The 24,689-nt window shown below is 70.7% G+C and carries 20 protein-coding genes; 11 read left to right on the top strand and 9 right to left on the bottom strand.

Annotated features, from left to right (window positions below; translation table 11 throughout):
• Positions 1-445 precede the first annotated feature (445 nt).
• Together ABEB03_RS35235 and ABEB03_RS35230 are read left to right on the top strand one after the other, a co-directional pair.
• Positions 446-1,954 carry a CoA-acylating methylmalonate-semialdehyde dehydrogenase gene (locus ABEB03_RS35235; protein WP_345656958.1) on the top strand — a complete coding sequence of 503 codons (1,509 nt, stop codon included), beginning with the start codon at positions 446-448 and terminating at the stop codon, positions 1,952-1,954.
• An 821-nt stretch (positions 1,955-2,775) separates the two neighbouring features.
• Positions 2,776-4,077, top strand: a complete 1,302-nt coding sequence (locus tag ABEB03_RS35230) for a cytochrome P450 (RefSeq protein ID WP_345656957.1) — start codon at positions 2,776-2,778, stop codon at positions 4,075-4,077.
• An 89-nt stretch (positions 4,078-4,166) separates the two neighbouring features.
• Here ABEB03_RS35230 and ABEB03_RS35225 read toward each other — a convergent pair whose 3' ends face one another.
• Complete coding sequence (locus tag ABEB03_RS35225; protein ID WP_345656956.1) at positions 4,167-4,724, bottom strand: GNAT family N-acetyltransferase; 558 nt, start codon at positions 4,722-4,724, stop codon at positions 4,167-4,169.
• Positions 4,725-5,012: 288 nt separating this feature from the next.
• Here ABEB03_RS35225 and ABEB03_RS35220 point away from each other — a divergent pair, with 288 nt between their 5' ends.
• Positions 5,013-5,372: a PH domain-containing protein gene (locus ABEB03_RS35220; RefSeq protein WP_345656955.1), complete on the top strand. Its 360-nt coding sequence runs from the start codon at positions 5,013-5,015 to the stop codon at positions 5,370-5,372.
• Positions 5,373-5,722: 350 nt separating this feature from the next.
• Positions 5,723-7,978: an MMPL family transporter gene (locus ABEB03_RS35215; protein ID WP_345656954.1), complete on the top strand. Its 2,256-nt coding sequence runs from the start codon at positions 5,723-5,725 to the stop codon at positions 7,976-7,978.
• 579 nt (positions 7,979-8,557) lie between these two features.
• Here ABEB03_RS35215 and ABEB03_RS35210 read toward each other — a convergent pair.
• Positions 8,558-11,131, bottom strand: coding sequence for an FtsX-like permease family protein (locus ABEB03_RS35210; protein WP_345656953.1), 2,574 nt, complete (start codon positions 11,129-11,131; stop codon positions 8,558-8,560).
• Positions 11,131-11,904: an ABC transporter ATP-binding protein gene (locus ABEB03_RS35205; RefSeq protein ID WP_345656952.1), complete on the bottom strand. Its 774-nt coding sequence runs from the start codon at positions 11,902-11,904 to the stop codon at positions 11,131-11,133. Before ABEB03_RS35205 ends, ABEB03_RS35210 begins: the two co-directional genes overlap by 1 nt.
• Positions 11,905-12,200: 296 nt before the next feature.
• Here ABEB03_RS35205 and ABEB03_RS35200 point away from each other — a divergent pair, with 296 nt between their 5' ends.
• The 5 genes from ABEB03_RS35200 to ABEB03_RS35180 all read left to right on the top strand — a co-directional run bounded on the left by ABEB03_RS35200 (position 12,201) and on the right by ABEB03_RS35180 (position 17,002).
• Positions 12,201-13,469 carry a sensor histidine kinase gene (locus ABEB03_RS35200; RefSeq protein ID WP_345656951.1) on the top strand — a complete coding sequence of 423 codons (1,269 nt, stop codon included), beginning with the start codon at positions 12,201-12,203 and terminating at the stop codon, positions 13,467-13,469.
• A complete protein-coding gene (locus ABEB03_RS35195) occupies positions 13,466-14,137 on the top strand; it encodes a response regulator transcription factor (protein ID WP_345656950.1) in 672 nt (223 codons plus the stop codon). Before ABEB03_RS35200 ends, ABEB03_RS35195 begins: the two co-directional genes overlap by 4 nt.
• A gap of 78 nt (positions 14,138-14,215) precedes the next feature.
• A complete protein-coding gene (locus ABEB03_RS35190) occupies positions 14,216-15,235 on the top strand; it encodes a GlxA family transcriptional regulator (protein ID WP_345656949.1) in 1,020 nt (339 codons plus the stop codon).
• A 173-nt stretch (positions 15,236-15,408) separates the two neighbouring features.
• Complete coding sequence (locus tag ABEB03_RS35185) at positions 15,409-16,389, top strand: sensor histidine kinase (RefSeq protein ID WP_345656948.1); 981 nt, start codon at positions 15,409-15,411, stop codon at positions 16,387-16,389.
• 175 nt (positions 16,390-16,564) lie between these two features.
• A complete protein-coding gene (locus ABEB03_RS35180; protein ID WP_345656946.1) occupies positions 16,565-17,002 on the top strand; it encodes an STAS domain-containing protein in 438 nt (145 codons plus the stop codon).
• A gap of 527 nt (positions 17,003-17,529) precedes the next feature.
• Here ABEB03_RS35180 and ABEB03_RS35175 read toward each other — a convergent pair.
• The 4 genes from ABEB03_RS35175 to ABEB03_RS35160 all read right to left on the bottom strand — a co-directional run bounded on the left by ABEB03_RS35175 (position 17,530) and on the right by ABEB03_RS35160 (position 19,934).
• Complete coding sequence (locus ABEB03_RS35175) at positions 17,530-17,664, bottom strand: histidine phosphatase family protein (RefSeq protein WP_345656945.1); 135 nt, start codon at positions 17,662-17,664, stop codon at positions 17,530-17,532.
• Positions 17,665-17,729: 65 nt separating this feature from the next.
• Positions 17,730-18,149, bottom strand: coding sequence for an OsmC family protein (locus tag ABEB03_RS35170; RefSeq protein ID WP_345656944.1), 420 nt, complete (start codon positions 18,147-18,149; stop codon positions 17,730-17,732).
• 1 nt (position 18,150) lies between these two features.
• Positions 18,151-18,573, bottom strand: a complete 423-nt coding sequence (locus ABEB03_RS35165) for a universal stress protein (protein ID WP_345656942.1) — start codon at positions 18,571-18,573, stop codon at positions 18,151-18,153.
• A 29-nt stretch (positions 18,574-18,602) separates the two neighbouring features.
• Positions 18,603-19,934, bottom strand: coding sequence for a YbfB/YjiJ family MFS transporter (locus ABEB03_RS35160; protein ID WP_345656941.1), 1,332 nt, complete (start codon positions 19,932-19,934; stop codon positions 18,603-18,605).
• Positions 19,935-20,610: 676 nt separating this feature from the next.
• Here ABEB03_RS35160 and ABEB03_RS35155 point away from each other — a divergent pair.
• Together ABEB03_RS35155 and ABEB03_RS35150 are read left to right on the top strand one after the other, a co-directional pair.
• On the top strand, positions 20,611-21,243 hold the full coding sequence (locus ABEB03_RS35155; RefSeq protein WP_345656940.1) for a S1 RNA-binding domain-containing protein: 633 nt from the start codon (positions 20,611-20,613) through the stop codon (positions 21,241-21,243).
• Positions 21,244-21,566: 323 nt separating this feature from the next.
• A complete protein-coding gene (locus ABEB03_RS35150) occupies positions 21,567-22,520 on the top strand; it encodes a serine hydrolase (protein WP_345656939.1) in 954 nt (317 codons plus the stop codon).
• A gap of 119 nt (positions 22,521-22,639) precedes the next feature.
• On the opposite strand, the gene menC is transcribed toward ABEB03_RS35150, so the two are convergent.
• Complete coding sequence (gene menC, locus ABEB03_RS35145) at positions 22,640-23,758, bottom strand: o-succinylbenzoate synthase (RefSeq protein ID WP_345656938.1); 1,119 nt, start codon at positions 23,756-23,758, stop codon at positions 22,640-22,642.
• Positions 23,755-24,642: a GNAT family N-acetyltransferase gene (locus ABEB03_RS35140; RefSeq protein WP_345656937.1), complete on the bottom strand. Its 888-nt coding sequence runs from the start codon at positions 24,640-24,642 to the stop codon at positions 23,755-23,757. Before ABEB03_RS35140 ends, menC begins: the two co-directional genes overlap by 4 nt.
• Positions 24,643-24,689 lie beyond the last annotated feature (47 nt).

Genomic DNA, 24,689 nt, shown 5'->3' with positions numbered 1-24,689 from the left:
AGAAGGCCGCGAGGCTGGTCCGGCGACCGCGGTCACCAGCGGTCACGGCGGTCCCCCTCCTGTCGATCAGTTCGCACAGAAGTCGGCCGCCGCTGAGCTCGTGCCCGTCGCGGCGCCTGAATGTCGCGACTGTCGGGTCCCGTTCCGTGGCAGAGCGAACGGGCAGCGGCGGGGAGTGATCTCAAGGCGAGCGTCACGTTCGGCATGTCAGTGAGCCACCCCACCACGGTATGGGACCCGAGGGAGGCACTTCGGGCCACGCGGTCCCGAGGCGCCTGAACGCGCAGATCAGAGACGTAGCTTCGACGTCAGCAGTCCCGCGCTTCCAGACGCGGGGGGCGTTCCCGTGGCCAGGACCGCGGCCCGTCCGGCTGCTGCAGTCAAGGCCCGTGGGATGAACGACAGGAACCTCGGCGCCGCCGTCACCTTCCAAGGAGTTCCACTGATGAAGACCGTCACCCACTGGATCGGCGGCAAGCCCTTCGGGGACGCTGCGGGCGACTCCGGTACCTGGGGCCCTGTGACCGACCCCGCGACCGGAGAGGTCACCACACGTGTCGCGTTGGCCGGTGCCGACGAGGTCGACGCCGCGGTCGGCGCGGCGAAGCAGGCTTATGCCACATGGCGTACGTCCTCGCTCGCGCAGCGGATCGCGATCCTCTTCCGCTACCGAGAGCTGCTGAACGCGCGTCGCGACGATCTCGCCGCGCTGATCACCGCTGAGCAGGGCAAGGTGCACGCGGACGCCCTCGGTGAGGTGGCCCGGGGTCTGGAGATCGTCGAACTGGCCTGTGGGCTCGGCACTGCACTCAAGGGCGACACGTCCACGGAAGTGTCGGGCCACATCGACGTGGCGTCCATTCGCCAGCCGCTGGGGGTGATCGTCGGCATTTCGCCGTTCAACTTCCCCGCGATGATCAGCATGTGGATGTTCCCCATGGCGATCGCCTGCGGGAACACCTTCGTCCACAAGCCGAGCAGCAAGGCCCCGTCCGCGTCCATGCTCCTCGCCGAACTCGCGGCCGAGGCCGGGGTGCCCGATGGTGTGCTCAACATCGTGCACGGTGACGAGATTGCGGTGAACGCGCTCCTCGACCACCCGGACGTGGCGGCCGTGTCGTTCGTCGGCTCCACCCCGGTCGCCCGCCACGTGTACAGCAGGGCATCCGCCGGCGGCAAGCGCGTCCAGGCCCTCGGTGGAGCGAAGAACCACATGCTGGTACTGCCCGACGCCGACCTCGACGCGGCCGCGGACGCTGCCGTGACCGCCGCCTACGGCTCCGCGGGGCAGCGCTGCATGGCTGTCTCCGTGGTGGTCGCGGTCGGCTCGACGGGCGACGCGCTGGTGTCCCGGATCGCCGAGCGGGCCATGAAGGTCACGATCGGACCGGGCAATGACCCGGCGTCCGAGATGGGTCCGCTCGTCACCAAGGCACACCGGGACGAGGTCGCGAGTTACGTCGCACGCGCCGCCGTCCAGGGGGCCGACGTGGTGCTCGACGGCAGGGACTTCACCGTCGAGGGCTTCGAGAACGGGCACTGGATGGGTGTCTCCCTCCTCGACAACGTCAGCACCGACTCGGACGCCTACCGGGACGAGATCTTCGGCCCCGTTCTGTGCGTGGTCCGCGCGGGGACCTACGAGGAGGCGATGCGCATCATCAACGGCTCTCCGTTCGGCAACGCCAGCTCGATCTTCACCCGCGACGGCGGCGCGGCCCGCCGGTTCCAGCTGGAGGTCGAGACGGGCATGGTCGGCGTGAACGTTCCGATGCCGGTGCCGGTGGGCTACCACTCCTTCGGTGGCTGGAAGGACTCGGCCTTCGGCGACCACCGCATGTACGGCAGCGAAGCCGTGCACTTCTACACGCGCGGCAAGGTCATCACGAGCCGCTGGCCGGACCCCGCCGAACTGGCGGCCGGTCCGGACCTGGGCTTCCCCGTGACCCGCTGACCACCCCGCACCCGCGGCCGCGCCGCCGCCTACTACGGCGCCGACGCGGCCGCCACGGAATCTCGCCGCCCGCGTAGTTCTGGCGGGTGCCGGAAGGTGCGACGTCCCACGAACATCCCCTTCTCCGAGGAAGGGCGAACGATGACGGGTTGCGCGTCGCCGTGGTCACAGAGAAACGTAGAGCCCGAGGGCAGCGAACGTCGACACATCCTTGACCAATTCTTTGAGGCCGACCGATGAGTAAATATCGCGCAAAGAGAGCCTGCGTGCGACCAAAAGAACTGCCCGCTATTTTCCCGCAAACTACCGCCCGCCCATGGTCGAAATTTGAACGTCCGGCATTGAAGTGAGGGTTCGACTCTCCACGGTGACTTTCGCCCATGGCGCGGCCCGGTGCGCCATATCGCCAGTCCCGTGCACGGTCTCGATCCCGGCGTACCGGCAACTCGCCGCCGCGGGCGGTGGGCCCGAAAGCGCGCGCCTTATATCCATGCGCGCGGCTGAAAGTCCGAGTAGGTCGAATTGACAGATGTGGCACCATGGAACACGTGGCATTTAATGCTGATGGGTGCTTCCATCAGTGAACCCTCAGCGGGGAGAGCTCAAACAGGCGAGAGGAGTACATCATGATCGCCAAGCTGCTCGGGAAGCTGTCCTTCACCCGCCACTACGGTGCGTATGGCGAACACGAATGGGATGCGTACGCCGGCGCCGACTCGGCCTGACCACACTGCCGGCGGGAGCCCCTGGGCGCCCGCCGACTCCCAACTGCACTGCCGACGACATCGGCCTGGACGGGTACGAGAGCCAGGGACGATCTCATGGGCCGAACGAACGAGCCGCCGCGGTTGCCCGAAGGCGGCTTCGCGGCCTGGAGCCGCGACCGGCTGGCCGTGGCGCGCCGTGGCGCTGAAGAGTGCGGCGACGTCTGGCAGCTGGAGCCGGGTGTCTACGTAGCCGCCGCGGCCGGGCCCTGCGAAGAGGTCCTGCGCAACGCGGAGGAGTTTCCCAAGGCACCCTCGCCTCTGTTCCCGCCGTTGAAGCGGTCGAGCGGAGCGCCGACGCGCGAGGAGCGCGCCCGCGCTCACGCCGCCCGCATGCGGGGGCTACGGGCGCATGCGGTTGCCGCCCGGATCGGTGAGATCGCGCCCAGTGCCGCTCGATTCGCCGACCAGTGGCCCACGGGCGAGGACGTCGAGATTCTGCCCCTGGTCAGGCAAGCCCTGGCGGACATCGGCGTGCACTATCTCTTCTCCGAAGACGCTCCCACCCTGCTGCCCTTCGCCTCACAGCTCTTCCTGGCCCGGGAAGTGCTCGTGCGCCCCTCGCGCTGGATAGTGCCGCGCTGGATCCCCACACCCGCACGGCGGTTCCGCACACGGCAGCAAGTCGCCTTCACGAACGCTTTGCGGCCCGTCGTCCGCCGGCGCCGTTCGTCGGGCCGGCTCGGTGACGACCTGCTGGGGCAGATGCTCCGGCCCACGTCCCGCTACGGCCTCCTGTCGGAAGAGGCCATCCTCGACACGCTGCCCGGAATCACCGTCGCCACCTTCGAGACACCGTCCCGCGCCGCCGGATGGATCCTGCTCTACCTGGCCCGGCACCCCCGGGCGGCGGATCGCGTCTCCGCCGAAGCCGCCTTGCTGCCCGCGGACCCGGCCGCGACGACCAACACCCACCTCGACAGCCTCCAGTACACCCAGGCGCTGATACGCGAGGTGCTCCGACTGCACCCCCCGAGCTGGCTGCTGACCCGGCGCGCCACACGACAGACCCAGCTCGGCGGCTACACCATCGACGCCGGTTCCACCGTTCTCGTCTGCCCCTACACCGCCCACCGCGACGCGCGGGAACACTCCGAGCCGGACCGGTTCGAGCCCGAGCGCTGGCTCGACGACTCGGGCTCGCCGGCGAAACCCGGGGCCTTCCTTTCCTTCGGTACCGGGCCGCACGGCTGCGAGGGGGTCGCTCTGGCCATGGCGATGCTGACACTCCTGACCGCGCAGACCGCCCGCCGCTACCACTTCAGCGAGCCGTCCGGACCGGAACCCAGCTTCCAGGTCACCACCTTCGAAGGTCTCACGACTGCCGGCTTGCGCCTGCGTGCCACCGTGCGCAGCTGAGGGCAGACCTGCTGTCTGTGACGGGCCGCAGCCACCCGCGAACACTGATCGAGTTCAAGTGCCGTTCCGTACAAGCTCGGACAGCCGGCTCATGGTCCACTCATCGTGTGTCGCCGGTCGAACTCGTCGGCGAGCATGCCCATCATGACGAGGTCGTGGTGCCGGCCGGCGAAGAAGACGTGTTCCCGCAGGCGCCCCTCCTCGGTGAAGCCGACCCGACGAGTGAGCGCCAGGGACGGCTCGTTGTGAGCCAAGATCACTGCCAGGCATTTGTGATACCGCCGCTCGGCGAACATGAAGCGCGACAGCAGCACGAGGGCTTCTGTCGCGTAGCCCTTGCGCCGGTGGTCAGCGCCGACCATGACATCGAATTCGAACCAGCCTGAACGAGGGCCGCTGCGATGCGAGCCGATCGTGCCGACCAGCTCTCCCGTGTCCGCCGTCACGACGGCCAACCGGAAGCGGTCGTCATCGCACTCGGCGACGGCTTGCTCCTTCGCCCAAGCGCGATAACTCTCGGCGGACCGCGGCAGATCCAGCCGGCCCGCTCGCCGCCCGTCCTCGTCGGCGAAGCGCGTGAACGCTGTCCAGTCGTCGGGTTCGATGGCGCGCAGGCGTACCCGTCTACCAGTCCAGGACGATGCCATGCCCCATTGGAGCACGCTGCGGCGCACGCGAGGCCGAGGGGCACGCCGCGCTCCGTCTCGTGCCGTCGTCGCGGTCTCTCCATGTGCTGTGGGGCAGTCAGTGGCCCGCTGACGTGTGATCGCGCAGCTGTCTCCCGGAGCGAGGGGAGCGACCTGCCGGTGTCAAGCCACGAACTGCCGTGTCATGACGCCATGCGTAGGCCGCGGCCTACTTGGGACACGGGCTTCCGCTGAACATGCGGCTCACTCGCACCAACCAATCACGTTCTGCAACTGGAGACGATTCTCATGCCTCGTACGTACCAGGATCGCTGGATCGAATGCACGGCCGAGGCCCTTCGGATCCGCGGCTACTACTTTCCCTGGGGCACAAAGCGCATCCCCTACGCGAGAATCCGCTCGGTCCGCCGCGTCGCGATGAGCGCCCTCACCGGAAGGGGTCGCATCTGGGGGACGGCGAACCCGCTGTACTGGGCGAGCCTGGACCCGCAAAGGCCGGCGAAGAGCATTGGACTCATCCTCGACATCGGCTGGGGCGTGCGTCCGTTCATCACCCCGGACGATCCCGACGCCGTGGTGAGCGTGATCCGCGAGCACACGGGCCTCAGCGCCGCCGGCGAGGCCGACAAGTACGGCCCGATCCTGTGAGGCCGGCGAAGCGGACGGCCCGCCTGACCTCGAACAGTTCACGCAACCGCCTCCACGACCAGTGAGGCTCCCGTCGGAACTCGCCTTCGGCCCGTACCAGGCCAAGGTTGTGTCGGCGCCCCTCGCAGTGCCATCGGTGGCGCGTGGACGTTCGATGCCGATCAGCGCGTGCCGGGGACCGTGTCGGCCTGGTGGATGACCTCGAAGGCAGCTCATTCCTGAGGCTGAGACCCAAGTTCGTCGTGAGTGCGGAAGGACTGGGTGACCAGGCACCCAAGACTGAACGAGTGCCCTGACCAGCGGGCATTTCCCCTTCCTGAGCACATCGACTGCGAGCGGAGCACAGCCGCGTGGCTACATTTCTCTACAGAGTGGGCAGATTCGCCTTCCGGCACCGGTACGGCGTGGTCGTGGCCTGGATCGCACTTCTCGTCCTGGGCGGCCTCGGGGCATCCGCGGCGACGCCCCCCACCCCGAGCTCGTTCTCCATGCCCGGGACAGAGGCCCAGCGGGCCGTCGATCTGCTCAAGGAGCGCTTTCCCGATGCCAGAGCCGACAGCGCGACGGCCCGTGTGGTCTTCAAGGCGCCGGGCGGCCACAAGGTCACCGAACCAGGCACCCGGGCAGCCATCGAGAAGACCCTCGCCGCGGTCAAGCGGAGTTCCGCCCAAGTCGCAGGCGTCGCCGACCCGTTCCGAGCCGGAACCGTGAGCGAGGACCGGTCCACCGCCTTTGCGCCGGTCACCTACAAGGTCGGCGCGGCCGCTCTGAACGAGACGGCCAAGGACGCGCTGCTGAGCACGGTGCAAAAGGCCCGTACCGATGGGCTGACCGTCGAGGTGGGCGGCAGTGCCGTGCAGCAGGACGAGGAGGACTCGGGGGCAGAGATCATGGGTATAGCGATCGCCGCGGTCGTCCTGGTCCTCACCTTCGGGTCGCTGGTGGCTGCCGGTCTGCCCTTGCTCACCGCGCTGCTGGGCGTGGGGATCGGCGTCTCCACGATCAGTGCGCTCGCCCACACCCTCGATCTCGGCGACACCACCTCCACCCTGGCGATGATGCTGGGCCTGGCGGTCGGCATCGACTACGCGTTGTTCATCGTCACTCGCTACCGGACCGAACTGGCCGAAGGGCGGGACCGGGAGGAGGCCGCCGGCCGAGCCACGGGAACAGCCGGCTCCGCGGTCGTGTTCGCCGGCCTCACCGTGGTGATCGCCTTGGCGGCCCTGTCCGTGGTCGGTATCCCGGTACTCACCAAAATGGGTCTGGCCGCGGCCGGTACGGTCGCACTCGCCGTGATCGTCGCGCTGACCCTGCTCCCGGCACTGCTGGCGATCGCGGGCAAGCGGATAATCGGCCGGCGGGGCCGCCGGGCACTGGCGAAGCAGGCGGGCCATCGGGCACCCGCGAAGCAGGCGGGCGGTGGGTCGACCGTCGGTGCTCGATGGGCGAGATTCGTGCTGCGGCGGCCGGTGGCGGTGCTGGTCGCATCGGTGATCGGCCTCGGCGCCCTCGCCGTACCGGCCGCTTCCCTCAAGCTCGGCCTCCCCGACGAGGGTGCCATGCCGACCGCCAGCACCCAGCGCAAGGCCTACGACCTGATCTCCGAAGGATTCGGACCCGGGCTCAACGGCCCCCTCACGGTGGTCGTCGACGCCCACCGCGGCCACCATGCCGACGCAGCCGCACGGCAGGTCAGGTCCACGGTGCGGGACCTGGACGGTGTGGCCACCGTAGGCAGGGCCACCTTCAATCCGGCCCACGACACTGCGGTGATCACGGTCGTGCCGAGCACCAAGCCGGGCAGCGCCAAGACCGAGAACCTGGTGCACCGAATCCGCCACGTGGGAACGGAGTTGAGCGACGCCACGGGTGCCCCGGTCCTCGTCACGGGACAGACGGGCATGAAAGTCGACTTCTCCACGAAGATCAACGGGGCCCTGCTGCCCTATCTGGGCATCACGGTCGGCCTGGCGTTCCTGCTGTTGATGTTGGTGTTCCGGTCCGTACTCGTGCCGCTCAAGGCAGCCCTCGGGTTCCTCCTGTCCATCGGGGCCGCACTCGGCACGGTCGTCGCCGTCTTCCAGTGGGGCTGGCTGTCCGACGCGCTGGGTGTGGAGCAGACCGGGCCCATCGCGAGCACCATGCCGATCTTCATGGTGGGCATCGTCTTCGGTCTCGCCATGGACTACGAGGTCTTCCTGGTCACACGGATGCGCGAGGCTCATGCGTCGGGGCAGACAGCACGCGAGGCGGTCGTCGCCGGATTCCACCACGGCGGGCGCGTGGTGACCGCGGCCGCGGTGATCATGACAGTGGTCTTCGGCAGTTTCATCGCGTCGGGCGAGGACTCGGTCAAGATGATCGGTCTCGGACTCGCGGTCGCCGTACTCCTGGACGCCTTCGTCGTCCGCATGGCGATCGTGCCCGCTGTGCTGGCGCTCCTCGGCGAAGCGGCCTGGTGGCTGCCGGCGTGGCTGCGCAGGGTTCTGCCCGACGTCGATGTCGAGGGCCGCAAGCTGGACGGGGCAAGCGAGAACGCCGGTCCCACGGTGGTGACTTGCCTTCCGGAACAGGACCGGTACAACGAGTCCGTCCGCAGGTGACACGAGCCGTTCGGCACCTGGCGACCGAGCCCGGCTCCCTCACTGAGGGAGCCGGGCTCCACTGTTCGAGGTGGCGGCCGCGCACGGCTCTTGCCCACTTGGCCGGGTCTGGATCCCGTCGTCCTGTGCCTTCTTGCTGTTGCACGACCGACCTCAGCGGGGTGCGCGGTCGTATGGGTGGGGTACGGGCCGAAGCCGCTGCGCCGTGGAGGCCGTCCCCGGCGTCCACGACGAACCAACAACCGCGTGTAGGACAAGCCCGTCTCGCGGTCTGTCGCGGTGGAACGACAGGGGTCGTCTCGGCAGCAGTTCGCCGGATCCGGTACCAGGCGCGGGGATTCCGGTCGGTGAGGCGTGCGGCATCACTTCCGACAGGCCATCACCAAGGGAATCCCCGCGGCAGGGGCTGGACGAAGGTGAAGGGGTCTCGCGGCGGATGTCCGCTTGCGCTTGGCCGGATTCGGCGGATGTCCGCTTGCGCGTGACTGCATGCGGCCGATGTCCGCTCGCGCCTGACCGCATGCGTCGGCCACGGCTCGGTGCGGAGCTTGTCCGCCGCCGAGCCGTGGCCGCTGAGTGTTACTGTCTCGTGCCGATCGCCTCGACCGGACGGGTGCGCAGCAGGATCCGTGCCGGAACCAGTGCTGCCAGCGCCGCGAGCGCCGCCGTGGCCCCCGCGATCGCCAGGCAGACGAGAGGCGGAACAGTCGGCCAGGGACTGCCGGTCACGGCCAGGGACACCAGGACGAGGGCCGGCGCCGAGGCCAGCAAGCCGCCGCCCACTCCGGCGATGACCACTGCCAGGCTCTCCCAGCGCATCATCCGCATCACCTGGGCCCGCGTCGTGCCCGCCAGCCGGAGCAGAGCGAACTCCCTGCTCCGGGCAGTGGTGTTCATCGCCTGCGTGGTTGCGACCGTCACCCCGGCGTACGCCAGGATCAGGCCGGCCAGCAGGTAGTTGACCCAGGCGTTGGCCTCTTGCTGTCGGTGCGGTCCGCTGGACGCCCGGTCCCGCAGCACCGCGCCGGGATGGCGCCGGGCCAGTTCCTTCAGCGCCGCGTCGGTGCCCACCGCCCCCGGCGCCGTGCGGACGAGGACGGAGGTGTCCAGACGTGAGGTCGTGTGTGCGAGCAGCATGCGGTGCTCGAAGGTGACGTCCGCGAATCCCAGGCCGCGTTCGTAGACGGCCACGACGGTCGCGGTGACCGGAGTTCCGTCCCCCAGGCGCAGATCCACGGTGTCGCCGGGCCCGCGACCCAGTTGGGACGCCGCGCCGGCGCTGAGTGCCACGGAGTCGGCCGCGAGACGCGCCAGGCTGCCTCGGGAGGGCTTCAGATCCATGACGTCGTCCAGACGCCGGGGTTCCACGCCCTGAGCGCTGAGGGACACCAGTTGTTCGCGGCCGGCCCCGTCGGTGCCGGCCGTGCCGATGACGGTGGATGTGACCACGCCGGTTGCCTCCCGCACCTGCTTCAGGCCGCGGACCTCCGCGGCGACGCCCGGAGCCAGGCCCCCCGCTGCCGACAGGACGTGGTCGGCCCTGAGGCCCTGGTGCATCTGGTTCTCGGAAGCACGCTGAACGGTGGTCTGGGCGAAGACCACGGTCGCGGCGAAGGACACGGCGAGGATCAGCGGAGTGACCGCGGCGGCGAGGCGGCGGGGGTGTGCGGTGTGGTTGGCCGCGGCCAGGTACCCGGTGACCCGGGACGTACGCAGCAGGGGGCCCAGCACGCGCATCGCCGCCCGTGACAGCAGCGGGCCCAGAACGGCCACGGCGATCACGGTCACGAGCACGAGGGAATTGGCGAGTGCGGTCAGGACGGCGATGTCGCCGTCCTGCGTCAGGCCCGTGGTGAACATGCCGGCCACCGCCAGCGCGAGGAGGATTCCGGTGATCAGGCGTCCTCGGCCGGGTGCGGTGCGCTCGTCGGCGGCCTCGCCGAGTGCCTCGGTCGGTCTGATCCGGTTCGCGCGACGGGCCGAGACGAGGGCGGCCGTGTAGGCGGTGAGCACAGCGGTCAGCACGGCGGCGGCCGCGGGAAGTGGCCCGATCGACGGCTGGAAGTCGGCCGGGACGAGACCGTAGCCGGCCAGTCGGTCCTTCAACGCGCGGGCAACCGCCACACCCAGTGGCCAGCCGAGCGCTCCGCCGAGGAGGGACACCGTCAGGGCTTCCATCGTCAGCATGCGACGCACCTGCCCCGGGGTGGCCCCAAGGGCGCGTAGGAGCGCCGTCTCGCGCCGTCTCTGTGAGACGGCGAGCGACATGGTGCTCGCGACGACGAAGACGTTCACCAGCAGGACGTTCCCGGCGACAGCCGACGCCAGGAGGAGCAGCGTGGAGCCTGATGCGGCCACGTCGAGGAACTCGGCCTCGCCCCGGCCGTCACCCGTGCGTGCGTCCAGTCCCGGCTCCCCGAGCGCCCGTGCCACGTCCCGGGCCAGCTTCCGCGTGTCGGTTCCGGGATCCGCCAGGACGCCGAGGGCGTCGACGGCACCGTCTCGCGCCGCCAAGTGGCGGGTCAGCTCGTCCGAGAAGAAGACCACCGACCGGCGTGGCGACGGGTTTGCGGGGAGGGCGACCACTCCCGCGATGCGGAAGCGTTCGGGGGACGACCCGGTCGTCAGCGACACGGAGTCGCCGACCGTCGCCCGGGCTCGCGCGGCGAGACCTGCGTCGAGCACCACCTCGTGACGTCCGGTCGGCGCGCGGCCCTGGGCGAGCCGGTAGGCGCCCATGCGGGTGCTGGACCAGTTGTGCCCTGTGGACGGGACGCCGTGAGCACCGGGCAACGGGCCCCCGCTCGGACCGATCACCTGTGCCGGCACGCCGATGTCGGCGACTACGGCGGCGACACCGTCCACCGCGGTGACACGACGCTCGACGTCCGCCGGCACCGGCACGCGCTCGACGAGCGGCTGCGGAAGGGCGGCCGACGCCCCCCGGACGCTGCTCGAACTCTTGGCCTGCTGGTGGCCGGCGACGACGACGTCCGCGGACGCGTACCTCTCGGGCGGCCGGGACGCATGCAGCCCCGACTCCAGGAGGACACCGCACACGCTGAGGACGGCGGAGCCCAGGAGCAGGGCCACGAAGGTACCCACGAAGCCGCCCTTGCGCGTCCTCAGGGTCTGCAGGGCGAGGCGCAGCATCAGGCAGCCCCGCGCAGCCCGGCAATGGCGGCCGTGACGCGCTCCACGGTCGGGGAGGTCATGCCGGACGCGATGCGCCCGTTCGCGAGGAACACGGCCCGGTCGGCGTGGGCCGCGGCCACCGGGTCATGGGTCACCATCACCACGGTCTGGTGCAGGTCCGTGACGGCCTGGCGCAACAGTCCGAGGATGTCGTTCGCGGTGTCGGGGTCCAGGCTGCCCGTCGGCTCGTCGGCGAAGATCACCTCCGGACGGTTCACCAGGGCGCGGGCGATCGCGACACGCTGCTGCTGACCGCCCGACAGTTGCGAGGGCACATGACGCAGACGGTCGGCCAGGCCCACCCTGGCGACGATCTCCCCGAACCACGCGCGATCGGTCCTGCGGCCCTGGAGCCGCAGCGGGAGGGTGATGTTCTGCTCCACGGTGAGCGAGGGCACGAGGTTGAAGGCCTGGAAGACGAACCCCATGCTGCTGCGGCGCAGCCGCGTCAGCGGCGCTTCGTTGAGCCGGGCGAGTTCCGTGCCACCCAGCCGCACCGAGCCGCTGGTGGGCCGGTCGAGCCCGGCCGCGCAGTGCAGGAAGGTGCTCTTGCCGGACCCGGAGGGTCCCATGACCGCGGTGAAGGTGCCGCGTGCGATGTCCGCGCTGACCCGGTCCAGGGCCAGGACCGCCTGTGGGCCCTTCCCGTACCGCTTGGTCACCTCGTGCAGCCGAACCGCGTTGGCGGTGCCGCCGGTGGTGCCGTGCAGCTGTCGCTTCCAGCCGATCATGTGGTCGTCTCCTCATCCGGTCGGGAGGCGGTCGGTCGCCGGCGCGGGACCGCTCTCCCAGTGGATGCCGGACGGATCACCGATACCTCGGCCGAGCCGGTGACACAGCGGGTCCGTCGTCGGAGCGAGCCGTGGCGCGGCCGTCGGCCGGTGGACGGAGGGCTCGCCGGTCTGTGCCGCCGCTGACGGCGCAGGCGCTCCTCATTCGGGATGACAGCCACAAGGGCGAGGGGGCCGCTCAGGGCTCGCTCTCGTGGCAGAGGGCGTGGGGACGAAGCGCGTCTACGGTGACATACATGACCTATCTCGATTCGATGGCGCGGCGCCGAGCGCCGCAGGCCGTCGTCGACATGGTCCTGGCCCTGCTGGTCACGGTCGGGGCACTGGCCGTCCCGGAGCGGCCTCCGGCCGGGCCGCCGCTGACAGCCCCCGACACACGGCTGGTGCTGCTGGCGCTGCTGTCGGGGCTCCCGCTGGCCGTCCACCGCAAGTGGCCGCTGCCCGCGCTGCTGACCGTCGTCGCGGCCGTCGCGGCCCTTCAGGCCTGCTACTACTTTCCTCCGCTGGTGGGGCCCGGGCGTACCTGGATCGGGATTCCTTACATGGGCGCGGCCGCAGCCGTCTTCCTGACCGCCGTTCGGTCCTCGCGCCGTGTGGCCACGATCGTCGTCACGGCCGTGATCCCCGCCGTAGCCGTCGCCGAAGCGCTGATGGAGCCCGGCTTCCGCACGGCCAACGCCGCCACCATGACGATCTTGCTGGTGGCGGCCTGGGCACTGGGCCGGCTGTCCGGCGCCCGGAAGGCGCTGGCCCAGGACGCGGTGCAGAAGGCCGCCGCCCTGGAGCGGGAACAGCATGCGAACGCCCGCGCCGCCGTGGCTCAGGAGCGTGCTCGCATCGCCCGCGAACTCCACGACATCGTCGCCCACAACGTCAGCCTCATGGTCGTGCAGACCATCGCCGCGGACCGGGTGCAGGACCGGGACGCCGCCAAGACCCACGAGCTGCACCACATCATCGAACAGACAGGGCGGGCGGCCGTGGGAGAGCTGCGCCAGCTGCTGCACGTGCTGAGGGCGGACGAGAACGAGGACGGCGTCCCGAGCCGGCAGCTTCCGCAGCCCACACTGCAGGAGATCCCCCGGCTCGTGGAGTCGGTGCGCACGGCCGGGCTCGACATCGACTTCATGTCCACGGGTGAGCCGGCGCAGTTGCCCGCCGGCTCCGAGCTCGCCGTCTACCGCGTCGCCCAGGAAGCGCTGACCAACACGCTCCGGCATGCGGGGCACACCCGTGCGCGCCTCAGCCTGGACTGGGGGCCGGACCGGACGCTGACGGTGCGCGTGTGCGACGAAGGCCGGCAGCCGGGCAATACCCTGCCGACGCCCAGAGCGGCGGTCAAAGGCGCCGGTCACGGACTGGTGGGCATGCGGGAACGCATCGCCGCCGTCGGTGGCGCCTTGCACATCGGACCGCGCCCCGGCGGTGGATTCTGCGTTCACGCCACCGTTCCGGTGCCCGCCGAGGGCGACTGTGGCACGACTGAAGGAGAACAGGCCCCATGACCGCCATCCGCGTGCTTCTGGTCGACGATCAGCCCATGATCCGGACCGGCTTCCGGCTCATCATCGAAGCCGAACCCGACATGATCGTCGTGGGGGAGGCGGGGGACGGGCAGGCCGGTGTCGAAGACACTCGTGCGCTTCAGCCCGACGTCGTGCTGATGGACATCCGCATGCCGCGTCTGGACGGTGTCGAGGCGACCGAGCTCATCGTCGCGTCGGGTTCGGCCAGCCACGTCATCATTCTCACCACGTTCGACCTCGACGAACACGTTCACGACGCTCTGCGGGCGGGTGCCAGCGGCTTTCTCGTCAAGGACGGTCCCGCCGATTCCCTGGTGGAGGCGATCCGCACGGTCGCCCGGGGCGACGCGGTGATCTCCCCGCGGGTCACCCGCAGGCTCCTCGACCGCTTCTCGCGCCTCGCCGACCAGTCCGCGCCCGCTGTTCCGCCGACCCTCGACGCGCTGACCGCCCGGGAACTGGACGTGCTGCGCGCACTCAGCCGGGGACTGTCGAACGCCGAGGTCGCCCGGGAACTGCACGTCAGTGAGGCCACCGTGAAAACGCATGTCGCGCACATCCTCGACAAGTACCAACTGCGAGACCGGGTACAGGCGGTGATCCTCGCCTACGACACCGGCCTGGCCCGCCCGGCGGCTGGTTCCTGACGGTCGGCGACGGTCCGCCCGGCTACGGCAGCCCGTGCCCGCCTTGCCCGGAAGAGGCAGCGGGCGGAGGCTGTGGTCATGGAAGGTCGGACGGGACGGCGTCGTCCGCACCCGGTGGTGATGGTGCTCTTCGACGGGGTCCAGCTGCTGGACGTCACCGGCCCCCTGGAGGTGTACGCCTCGGCCAACGATCACGGCGCCGACTACCGGCTGCTCACCGCCTCCTGCCGTGGCAGGGACGTGCACACCACGGCCGGGGCCAGGCTCGTCGCGGACACGGCCCTCGAAGAGGTCTCCGGCCGGATCGGCACACTGATCGTCCCCGGGCGGTTCGACTGGCGGGCGGCCGTGGCCGATCGTGAGCTCATCGCCGGGATCGGCCGCCTGCTGCAGCCCTCCCGCAGGGTCGCTTCGGTGTGCGCCGGCGCGTTCCCGCTCGCCGCCACCGGAGCGCTGGACGGACGCCGCGCGGCCACGCACTGGTGCCTCGCGGCGGAACTCGCGGAACACTTCCCCGCGATCGATGTCGATCGCGATTCGATCTTCGTCCGGGACGGCAAGACCATCACGTCGGCAGGCGTCACCTCCGGCATCGATCTCACCCTCTCCCTCGTCGAGGAGGACTTCGGGCCCGTGGTGGCACGAGCGGCGGCGAAGTACCTGGTCGTCTTCATGGCGCGCCCCGGAGGGCAATCGCAGTTCAGCGTCCGCCAAGCGGCGCGGCAGCCCCGGCACGAGACGCTGCGGGCGGCTCTCGACGCGGTCACCGCCGACCCGGCCGGCGACCACAGCCTGGACGCCCTGGCCCGTCGGACGGGAGTGAGCGTGCGCCAGCTCACCCGCCTCTTCCGCAGTGAACTCGGCACGACCGCCACTCACTTCGTGGAGCAGATCAGGATCGAGGCGGCCCAGGCGCTGCTCGAGTCCGGCAGCGACTCTCTGGACGTCGTCGCCCGGCGCTCCGGCTTCGGTTCCGAGGAGACCTTGCGCCGCGCATTCCAGCGCGGACTCGGCGTCACCCCTGGTGCCTACCGTGCGCGGTTCCGCACCACACGCAGCGCCCACACCGTGGAGCGTGTGCCCGGGGCCGGAGGCTGACGGTCGGGGACGGCCACGCGCATCCGGACGTGATTGCCTCGGATCCGGTAGAGGTGGCTCTGTCCGGAAATGAGCGGGGTCCGCCGACGCTTTTCCCGAACAGCGCCGAGCGGTGCGACACGTTGTCCGGGATTCGACCGGGACACGCTGCGGCGCGGGAAGGAACTGTCACCATGACCGACTCCATGGCGGACTCCACGGCCGACTCCAAGACTGACGCTGTGACGGACGAGACCAGTGGCCGACCCGCGCTCGCACGGTGGCGCGTGCCCCCTCCCACCCTCGCTGCACTGCTCGCCCTGTCCCTGGCGGGCGCTGCCGTCGTGCTCCTGCTGTCTCGACCGCTCGGCGGCGCCACCACGTCTCTGGGCCTGATCGTGACGGCTCTGGGCGCGGCGGCGATCGGATGGGCCACGGGATGTCCCCTGCGGGTGCGCCGGGCCACGACGGCGGGGACGCTCGCGTACGCCGCCGCGGAACGGGAGCATCGGGCGAGGACGCGCACGGCCGTCACGCAGGAGCGCGCCCGGATCGCCCGGGAACTGCACGACATCGTGGCCCACAACGTCAGCCTCATCGTGATCCAGGCCGCGGCCGCGCGGCGGGTCCGGGAGCGCGACTCCGGCAAGATCCGCGCACTGCACGAGACCATCGAGGAGACAGGCCGGTCCACCGTTGTCGAACTCCGCCGCCTGCTGGACGTTCTTCGCGCCGAGGAGGGTTCCGGGCCGGAGGAGACGCGGGAACCCGGGATCGCGGACATTCCCTGCCTGCTGGGCGCCGTGCGTGAGGCCGGACTGCGCGTGGAGTGGACTTCGGCCGGCACGCCCCGTCCGGTGTCGGCGGGAACCGGACTCACCGCCTACCGGACCGTGCAGGAGGCTTTGACCAACAGCCTCAAGCACGCAGGGTTCACCCGCGTGGCCGTGGCCCTCCGCTGGGGGGACGAGGCGTTGACGGTGACCGTGCGCGACGACGGACGAGCCGTCGGTGGCGAGACGACCGCACTGCCGGTCGGCGGCAGGCACGGCCTGGCGGGGATGCGCGAGCGTGTGGCCGCAGTGGGCGGAACCCTGCACGTCGGCCCACGTCCCGAAGGAGGCTTCGTCGTCCGCGCGGTGCTTCCCCTGGGGGAGCGCGTCGCCATGGGATGACCGCGCGGCAGGACACTGCGGCGGAGGCGCTGAACCGCCCTCATCCTCGCGAGTGAGCCGGTGAATCAGCGCAGCGGCCGATGCCTGGTGGTCGGAGAGCAAGAAGGCTGGGACTGGTGAGCGGCCACACCCGAGAGGGCGCCGCCGAACATGCCGAACTACCTAGAGGAAGTCCGTGAGTTCCACCGTGATCGACACTGTCCCCGGCCTGCTCCCGGCCTTTCCGCACCTCTCACACCTGGTGCACGGAAAGTCGTCGCCGGTCCCGGTCCAGATCCCGGACCATTTGCGGATCACCCTGTCGAGCGGCAGCAGCGGTGCCCTCGTCCGGCTCGAGGGCGAGCTCGACATCGCCGGGGCTCCCGCCCTGACGTCCGTGCTGGCGCTGTGCGTCGGGCAGCCCGGATGCATAACGGTGGACGCGGCCGGGCTCGCCTTCATCGACGCGGCAGGAGTCCGCCCGCTGGCGGACGCGCAAGCGCTCTGCCACCGGCAGGGACGCGATTTCCGCGTGGCACCGGCGAGTGTCGCGGTACGCCGCGTCGTCACACTCACCGGGCTGGCGGACCGGCTGCTCGGCGACGAGGACGCCCGCCCGCACCGCGCGGACTAGCGCGACCGCTCGGCGATCCCCTCAAGCTTCCGACCTGGGTGTCGTCGAGAAGGCGAAAGCCGTCCTGATGCCCCTTCGTACGCCGGTGGATTGCGGGGCAGCGAGGGCGCGTTGAGCCTCTCGGCGTCCCCACGGGGTCGTCCTTGCCCGCAGCGGTCGCCTGGAACGGGCCGGGCACGCCTTCGGCAAGATGTTTCCGCACGCCGACCTCGTGGGCCCCTACGCCGAGGAGATCGGGCTGACGGGGAACAACTCGCCCAATTTCCGTGCGCGTTCACCCATGGCGTCGGCGCTCGTCGGCATGGCGAACGTGCTGAGAGAGGAACAGGAGCGGGGAGAACGACTCGGGCACGGCCGGCCACGGCGACGGCCTGTGACGGTGCGCAGAGCCAGGTGTGTGCCCGCGGCGGAGGGCTGGCCGAGTCACCGGGCGGTGGGCGGCCGGGATTCGGATGAGGCTGCCGTGGGTCACCAGCACCACGTCGCTGCCTCCCGCGAGCAGGCGACGGCAGCAGTCGAGCACCTAGTCAGGCCGTGCGGTCACCCCGGGTGGCCTCGCTCTCGCCCGCGGGCGTCAGGATGGGGCCGTACTGCCCGGCGTAGAAGCGCCCAGGCCAGTTCCACGCGGTCTCCGCGTGCCGGACGAGGATGATCTGGCGCATCGTGGGCGTCGGCCTTCCAGGGTGTGCGGCTGGGGCGGCCCTTTGGAGCACCGGGCCGCCCGCCACTACCCCTGCGCGGTGTCCGCCGCTTCGGCGCTCTGCCCGCCGCTCCCGGCGGCCACGGTGGTGATCGGCATCGCCGAGCTCAGCATCCGGTGGACGGGACAGCGCTCGGCCATGGACATCAGTCTGCGTCGCTGCTCGTCGTCGAGGTCCCCCTCCAGGACGATCTCGCGCACGACGGCCGGACCGTCGAACCGCAGCCGTACCCGGACGTCGCGCAGCGGCCACCCATGACGGTCCGCGTACAACCGCAGGGTCATCGAGGTGCACGTCCCCAGGCCGGCGAGGACGAACTCGAAGGGGTTCGGCCCGGCGTCACCGCCGACCGGCACCGGCTCGTCCGCAGCGATCCGGTGCGGGCCGACGGCTACCGAGCGGGCCATGCCCGCCCGCTCGGTGACCAGCACATCGCGGGTGGGCATGTCAGTTCCTTCCAGGTGCGAGGAGTACGGCCGTCCCGCTGGAGTGGGCTATGGCGTCGCTGACGCTCGGCGTGAACCAGGACGCGAGGCGGCCACGGTGGTGCGGGCTGACGACGATCAGGTCGGCGTCGAAGCGCTGCGCGGCCTCCTCGATGGCGGGTGCCACGTCGGACACCAGCCCGTCGAGCAGTTCGCCGTCCGCCTCGACACCCGCCTGCTGCAGGGCCGAAACGGCGTCCTGCAGGGTCCGGTGCGCGGTCGGGTCGTCCTCCAGCTCGACCACGGTGTCGTAGACCACGTCGGAGGTGTCGACGTGCAGGACCCGTACGGTCGCGCCGGTCAGCGAAGCGAGTTCGGCGGTGGTCTCGACGGCACTGTGGCACGCAGCGGTGCCGTCGACGGCGACGAGGATGCGGTCGAACATGGCGGGAACTCCTTGGATCTGCGGGCCGGTCATCGCTCTGCGGCGGACCGGTCGGCCGGAACGGGGACGGGAACGGGAACGGGAACGGGAACGAGGGTCGGGGCGTCCTGGTGCCGGTGCTCGGCGGCACCGCGCTCGCGCTGCACGAGGGCGACGGCGGCGGAGACGGCCAGCAGGACCACGGAGAGCCACAGGCCCTTGGCGATGCCGCCGGAGGAGTCCGACAGCAGGCCGGAGATCAGCGGACCGACCGCCTGGCCGACGCTGAAGGCGACGGTCAGCAGTGCGATGCCGGACGTCCAGGCGTGCTGGGGCAGCATCCGGCGGGCGAGCACCGTGACGGCGGTGGGCCCGGCCATGAACGAACCGCCGAAGACGACCGCCGAGACGATCGCGGCGACCGTGCCGTGCCACAGCAGCACCGGCAGCACACCGACCAGGACGACGACGGACACCAGCGCCGGGGCCGTGCCGCCGCGCAGCCGGCCGATGAGCCGGCCCCACACCAACAGGGTCGCGACCGCGGAAGCGGCCCCCAGCACGATGAAGAACGTCGCCGTACCCCAGGTCTTCATGCCCTGGCCGTGCAGCAGGGCGATGACGAAGGTCATGTACGAGACGTAGCCGGCGCCGAACAGGACGTACCAGGCGAAGGTCGGTGCGAGCAGCTTCAGGCCGGCCCTGCCGCGCTGGGCGGCCGCCGCGCCGGTCGCCTCGGGCACGTGGCGCGAGGCCCAGACGGCGGGAGTGACGGCCACGAGCGCGAGTACGCCCATCAGCAGCCATCCTGCCTGCCAGCCGGAGACGCCCCAGGCCGTGAGAGCCGCGGGCACCACGACGCCGGAGAGGACCACACCGATGCCCACGCCCGTCATGTAGACGCCCACCAGAGCCGCGGAGCGGGACTGGTGGCCACCGTTGTGGACGCGGGAGGCGAGCGCCGAGCCGACCACGAAGGTGATCGCTGTGCTCAGGCCGCCGACGAACCGCAGGACGGCCAGCCCGGCGAGGTCCCCGGTGGACGCCGAGGCCAGCAGGGCCAGGGCGCTGATGACCATGGACCACAGGAACACGGCCCGGGCGCCGAAGCGACGGGACCACCACGCCGCGGTGGCGGCGCCGATGATGTAGCCCAGGGCGTTGGCGGTGTTCATGCCGCCCGCGGAGGCGTAGCTCCAGTGCAGCTTCTCACGCATGGCGGGCAGCAGGAGCGCGTACGCGAAGCGGGTGAAGCCCAGCGCGACCACAGGACCGGCGGCCAGGCCCAGCGCGATCAGGAACTCCGGCCGAGACTTCGCCACCGGGGTGGAGGCGGAGGTCGTCGCGAGCTCGCGGAGATGGAGAGGAGTCGAGTCGGACATCGCAGTAGGCCTTTCTCGGACGTTCGGACGTGTGGACCGTGTGCACCCGGACCGGAATCGGTCCCCGGCGCGCACGCTCAGTACGAACCGCCCTGTCGTGGGCACCGATGGCCGGTCGACGGGCCATGGAACCCTCGGCTCCGGCCATCGGCCGCGGCGGTCGGCGCGGGGACGCGGCGACGACTGCGCAGCCGTCGGGCGGACCGGGACCTGGCAGGAGTGCCGCTCGCACAGCGGGCAGGGCATCGGAGGTGCCGTCCGCACCCGGGACCGCACCAGGACGAAGATCCCTGCTCCGACGAGCGGTGCCGTCGGACGGACACACAGCCACGCGCAGTCCACTCGGGCCGAGGACCTCGGAGCGCATCGCTCGTGCTCACGGGGCCCCGGAACGGCAGCCCGGGTACGGGTGTTCCGACCGGGCCGGGCCGCTCATGAGACACCGTCGCCGAGCCGGCGCACGACTCTTCATGAGAGGCTGGACGGCATGGGGGCGGCGTCGGAGGATCCGGGTTGTCGGGAGTTCTTGGCGGGAATCCGCATCGGAGATCTCTGCAGCGGGACCGTCGCAGAGGTGACGCGGTCTCAGGGGGTGACGGTCACCCTGGACGGATACTCGGCACGCCCGCTGGGGGTCGTCTGGCCTTTGGACGTCTCGTGGAGTTGGAATCAGTCTGTGGCCGTGGAGGTCGGTCACCGGGTCAGCGCCGAGGCGATCGCCATTGATCTGGACGAGGGGCATGTCCGGCTGGCGATGACCGCCGCCGAGAACCCGGAACTGTGGGCTTTCCTGAAAGCACGTCAGAGCGGCGAGATCCTTTCCGGCACGGTCACGGCCATCGAGCGGTTCGGTGTGTTCGTGGCGCTGGACGACGGACCCGAGCATCCGGTCTTCCCCGGCGTCGGGTTCATCACGATTCCTGAACTGTCCTGGCGCCGCATCGAAACGGTCTCGGACGTCGTTCAGGTCGGGCAACGCGTCTCGTGCGAGTTCCTCCAGTTCGACACATGGAACGGCGAGGCCAGACTGTCCCTGAAAGGGACACAGCCCGATCCTTGGCAGGCATTGACGGTTGGTCAATCTGTGCGGGGGCAGGTCACCAAGCTGGTTCCGTTCGGCGTCTTCGTCCGGGTCGCCGAGGGCATCGAGGGACTGGTCCATCTTGATGAGCTCGCCTGGACGCCGGTGGCAGGTCCACAGGATGTCGTCGAGGTCGGCGACGAGGTGACGGTCGTGGTCACGGAGGTCGACCGAGAGCGGCGCAGGCTGTCCCTGTCCCGGCGGCAGGTGTCGCCCGACTCTCGGTGACACCCGCACATCACCGTCCCGAGGCTCCGCGACATGCGTGCTCCGTTTCCTGGGGCAGGGCCAGACCTTGACCCGACGAACCTGCGTTGCCCGCACGCAAAGCCGGATCCACACCTTCGCTCCCCACCTGCCCCTGCGGAGGCCACCGGCGCCATGGGCCGACCCACCGCATCGCAACCGCCGACCTTGTCGCCGTCGACGAAGACGCGGCCCTCCCTGGGTGCCCATGCTGCTTCCGCGCCCTCCTTCTGCTCGTTGCCGGTACGGATGACATGAATGGGGCGCCTCGGAGTTGACACGACATCCTGGAAGGGGCCACGGCCATGGAGGAGAGCGGGACGAAGGTCGGCAGCCCGCCCGGCGGAGGCGACAGGGCACAGGCCGATCCGGAGCAGGTGCGGCGCACCGTTGCCGACGCGTTCGCGGCGGCCGGATCCGGCGGCGTCGTCCACGCCGTCGACATCGACAGCGGGGTGCAGTTCGAGTACGGGGCGGACGACCCGGTGGCCCTGGCCAGTGTCTGCAAGATCCCGGTGCTGGTCGAGCTGCACGCCCGGTCCGACGAGGGCACGGTCGACCTGAGCAGCCGCGTGCATGTCCGGGCGACCGGCCGTTCGCCCGGGCCGACCGGGTTGTCGGTCATGCTCGACCCGGTCGACGTCTCCTTGCGCGACCTGGCCTACTGGATGATCAGCGTGAGCGACAACGCGGCGACGGACGTCCTGTGCGACCTGCTCGGCCTCGACGCCATCAACGCCAGGATGAGCGGGCTGGGACTGAAGGAGGTCCGGCTGGAAGGAACGTGCCGGGACATCTACGACGCGTTCGACGAAGAACTCGGCGGCGCCGACGTGCTCGACCTGAGTGATACGGAAGTCGCGCGACTGCGAGCCTCCCGCGTGCTGCACATCCCGACCGCGACCCGGGGAACACCCCGATCGATCACCACCCTCCTCTCGATGATCTGGCGGGACCGGGCGGCGTCGCCCGAGGCCTGCGCGGCGATGCGCCGCATCCTCGGACTGCAGGTCTGGCCGCACCGGCTGCGCAGCGGTTTCCCGGACGACAGGGTGGCCGTCGCGGGCAAGACCGGGACCCTGCCCTTCGTCCGCAACGAGGTCGGTGTGGTGGAGTACCCGGACGGCGGCCGGTACGCCGTCGCCGTCTTCACCTGCCCCGATTCGCTGGCCTACGCGAACCCTCCGGCCGACGCCGTCATCGGTACCGTGGCCCGCGCCGCCGTCGACTGCATCCGGGCGGCGCAGCCGACCGACTGACCACCCCGGGCGACGTTCGACGCCCGGGTACGGCCGCGCACCGACCCGTAGCGAGCACCTCCGGCAGCCGGATCCCCGGGATCCGGCTGCCGGAGGTTTTCGGGCCCGCATCCCGGGGCCTAATGCAGGGACTCCAGGCTCACGTACTCGCGCGAGACCGTGACCTCCTCCAGCACGTCGAGCTGTACCTCGACACCGAGACCGGGTGCGTCAGGCACCCGCAGGTGCCCGTCGGACAGGACGAAGGGCGCGGTGATGTCCTGGGCGTAGTAACGCGCCGACGCCGACGTGTCGCCCGGCAGGACGAAGCCGGGAAGCGCGGCGAGCGCCACGTTGGCGGCCCTGCCGATGCCTGTCTCGAGCATGCCCCCGCACCAGACGGGGACTCCCATGGCGGCGCAGACGTCGTGGATGCGCCGGGCCTCCAGGTAGCCGCCGACGCGACCGGGCTTGATGTTGACGATGGAGCAGGCCCCGATGGCCAGCGCGTCGGCCGCGGCGCGCGCCGAGGTGATCGACTCGTCCAGGCAGACGGGCGTGCGGATGCGCCTGGCCAGTTCGGCGTGTCCGCGCACGTCGTCCTCGGCGAGCGGCTGCTCGATCAACAGCAGCCCGAACGGGTCCAGTTGGGCGAGCCTGGGTGCGTCGGCGACGGCGTACGCGGTGTTGGCGTCCACCTGGAGCAGCAGTTCGTCGCCGAAGCGTTCCCGCACGGCCCGGACGGGTTCCACGTCCCAGCCGGGCTGGATCTTCAGCTTGACGCGCAGGTACCCGGCGTCCAGGTAGCCGGCCACGGCGTCGAGCAACCGGTCGGTCGAGTCCATGATTCCGACCGAGACACCGGCCGGGACCCTGTCGTGCACCGCGCCCAGGTAGCGGGCCAAGGGCATGCCGGCGGCGCGCAGTTCGGCGTCGAGTACGGCCATCTCCACGGCCGCCTTCGCCATGCGATGGTCCTTGACCGGTGCGAGCAGCGGCGCGACATGGGCGGCGGACACCTCGGGAACCGCGGCGAGCCTGGGCAGGAGGAAGTGCTTGACGACGTGCTCGGCACCGTCGCAGTACTCCGCCGAGTACAGCGGGTCGCTCATCGCCACACACTCGCCCCAGCCCTCCGCGTCGGGGGTGTCCATGCGCAGCAGCAGCAACTCGCGGGCGTGCGCGGTGCCGAACGAGGTGCGGAACGGCTCGACGAGCGGCAGCCGTACACGCCGCAGTTCGCATCCGGTGATCTTCACGACGGGTTCCTCCGAGTCAGTAGGTAGTGCCCGGACCGGGTGCAGGTCCGGATTTCGTAGCCCTCGGCGAGGGCGCCGGTGAGGGCGGTGCGCAGCGCGAGCCGCCAGTGCGCGGCACGGGCGGGGTCCTCTCGGCGCACGGCCTCGATGTCCGGGGGGATCCAGCACAGTTGGGCCTCGGCGTCGCTGAGGTGCGGCTCGGGGCCGCCGTCCGGGCCCTGCACCAGCCGTGGTTCGGCGCGGGCGGCATCGGGTTCCGCGGCTCGGCGGCTCGGGACGCCGTCGAGCAGATCGATGACGTGGGGCGCGAGCAGTGGCCAGGTGAGGTGGAGCCGGTCACTCTGCTGGCCTGCGTTGATTCCGTCGGTCATGTCGCCGTAGAAGTCCGTCAGGTACTCGGTCGCCCGGGCACCGAGTTTGACCAGGTTGAAATGGGCGTTGCGCCGTATCAGCGGGTCGAAGGTCCAGGTCACGCTCTCGATCCCACGGCGGGCCGCCCAGGCGCGCTGGTGGAGTTTGAGCGCGAAGCCGATGCTGCGACCCTGGGCGCCGGTGTGGACGCCGCTGATGTGGGAGTGCAGGGTCGGCCGGTCACGCAGACCGAGGAAGGCGACGGACGCGCCGAGAAGTTCCTCGCCGTCGAAGGCGCCCACCACGTAGTTGCCGGCGTGGGCGAGTGCCCGCAGGACGTCGGTGTTGATCGGGGGCCGGTCGGTGTTCCAGATGTCCGCGAACAGGAGGGCCGCGCTTCTCAGCGCAGGGATGTCGGTCAGTTCCCGCACATCGACTCGGGCACGGGCCTGAGCGGCCGCCGCGGCGGCCGCCGCCCGGTCCGGCGCGTCGGGTGCGGCGCCCGTGAGGGCTGCCGAGGGTGAAGTAGCCACCCCCTCACTCTGTTTGCATCAGCGGGCCAGTGCTTCGTCGCAGCAGA

It is taken from the genome of Streptomyces siamensis, from assembly GCF_039543605.1.
Classification (GTDB): Bacteria; Actinomycetota; Actinomycetes; order Streptomycetales; family Streptomycetaceae; genus Streptomyces; species Streptomyces siamensis.
This window is presented reverse-complemented; position numbering and strand designations above follow the sequence as displayed.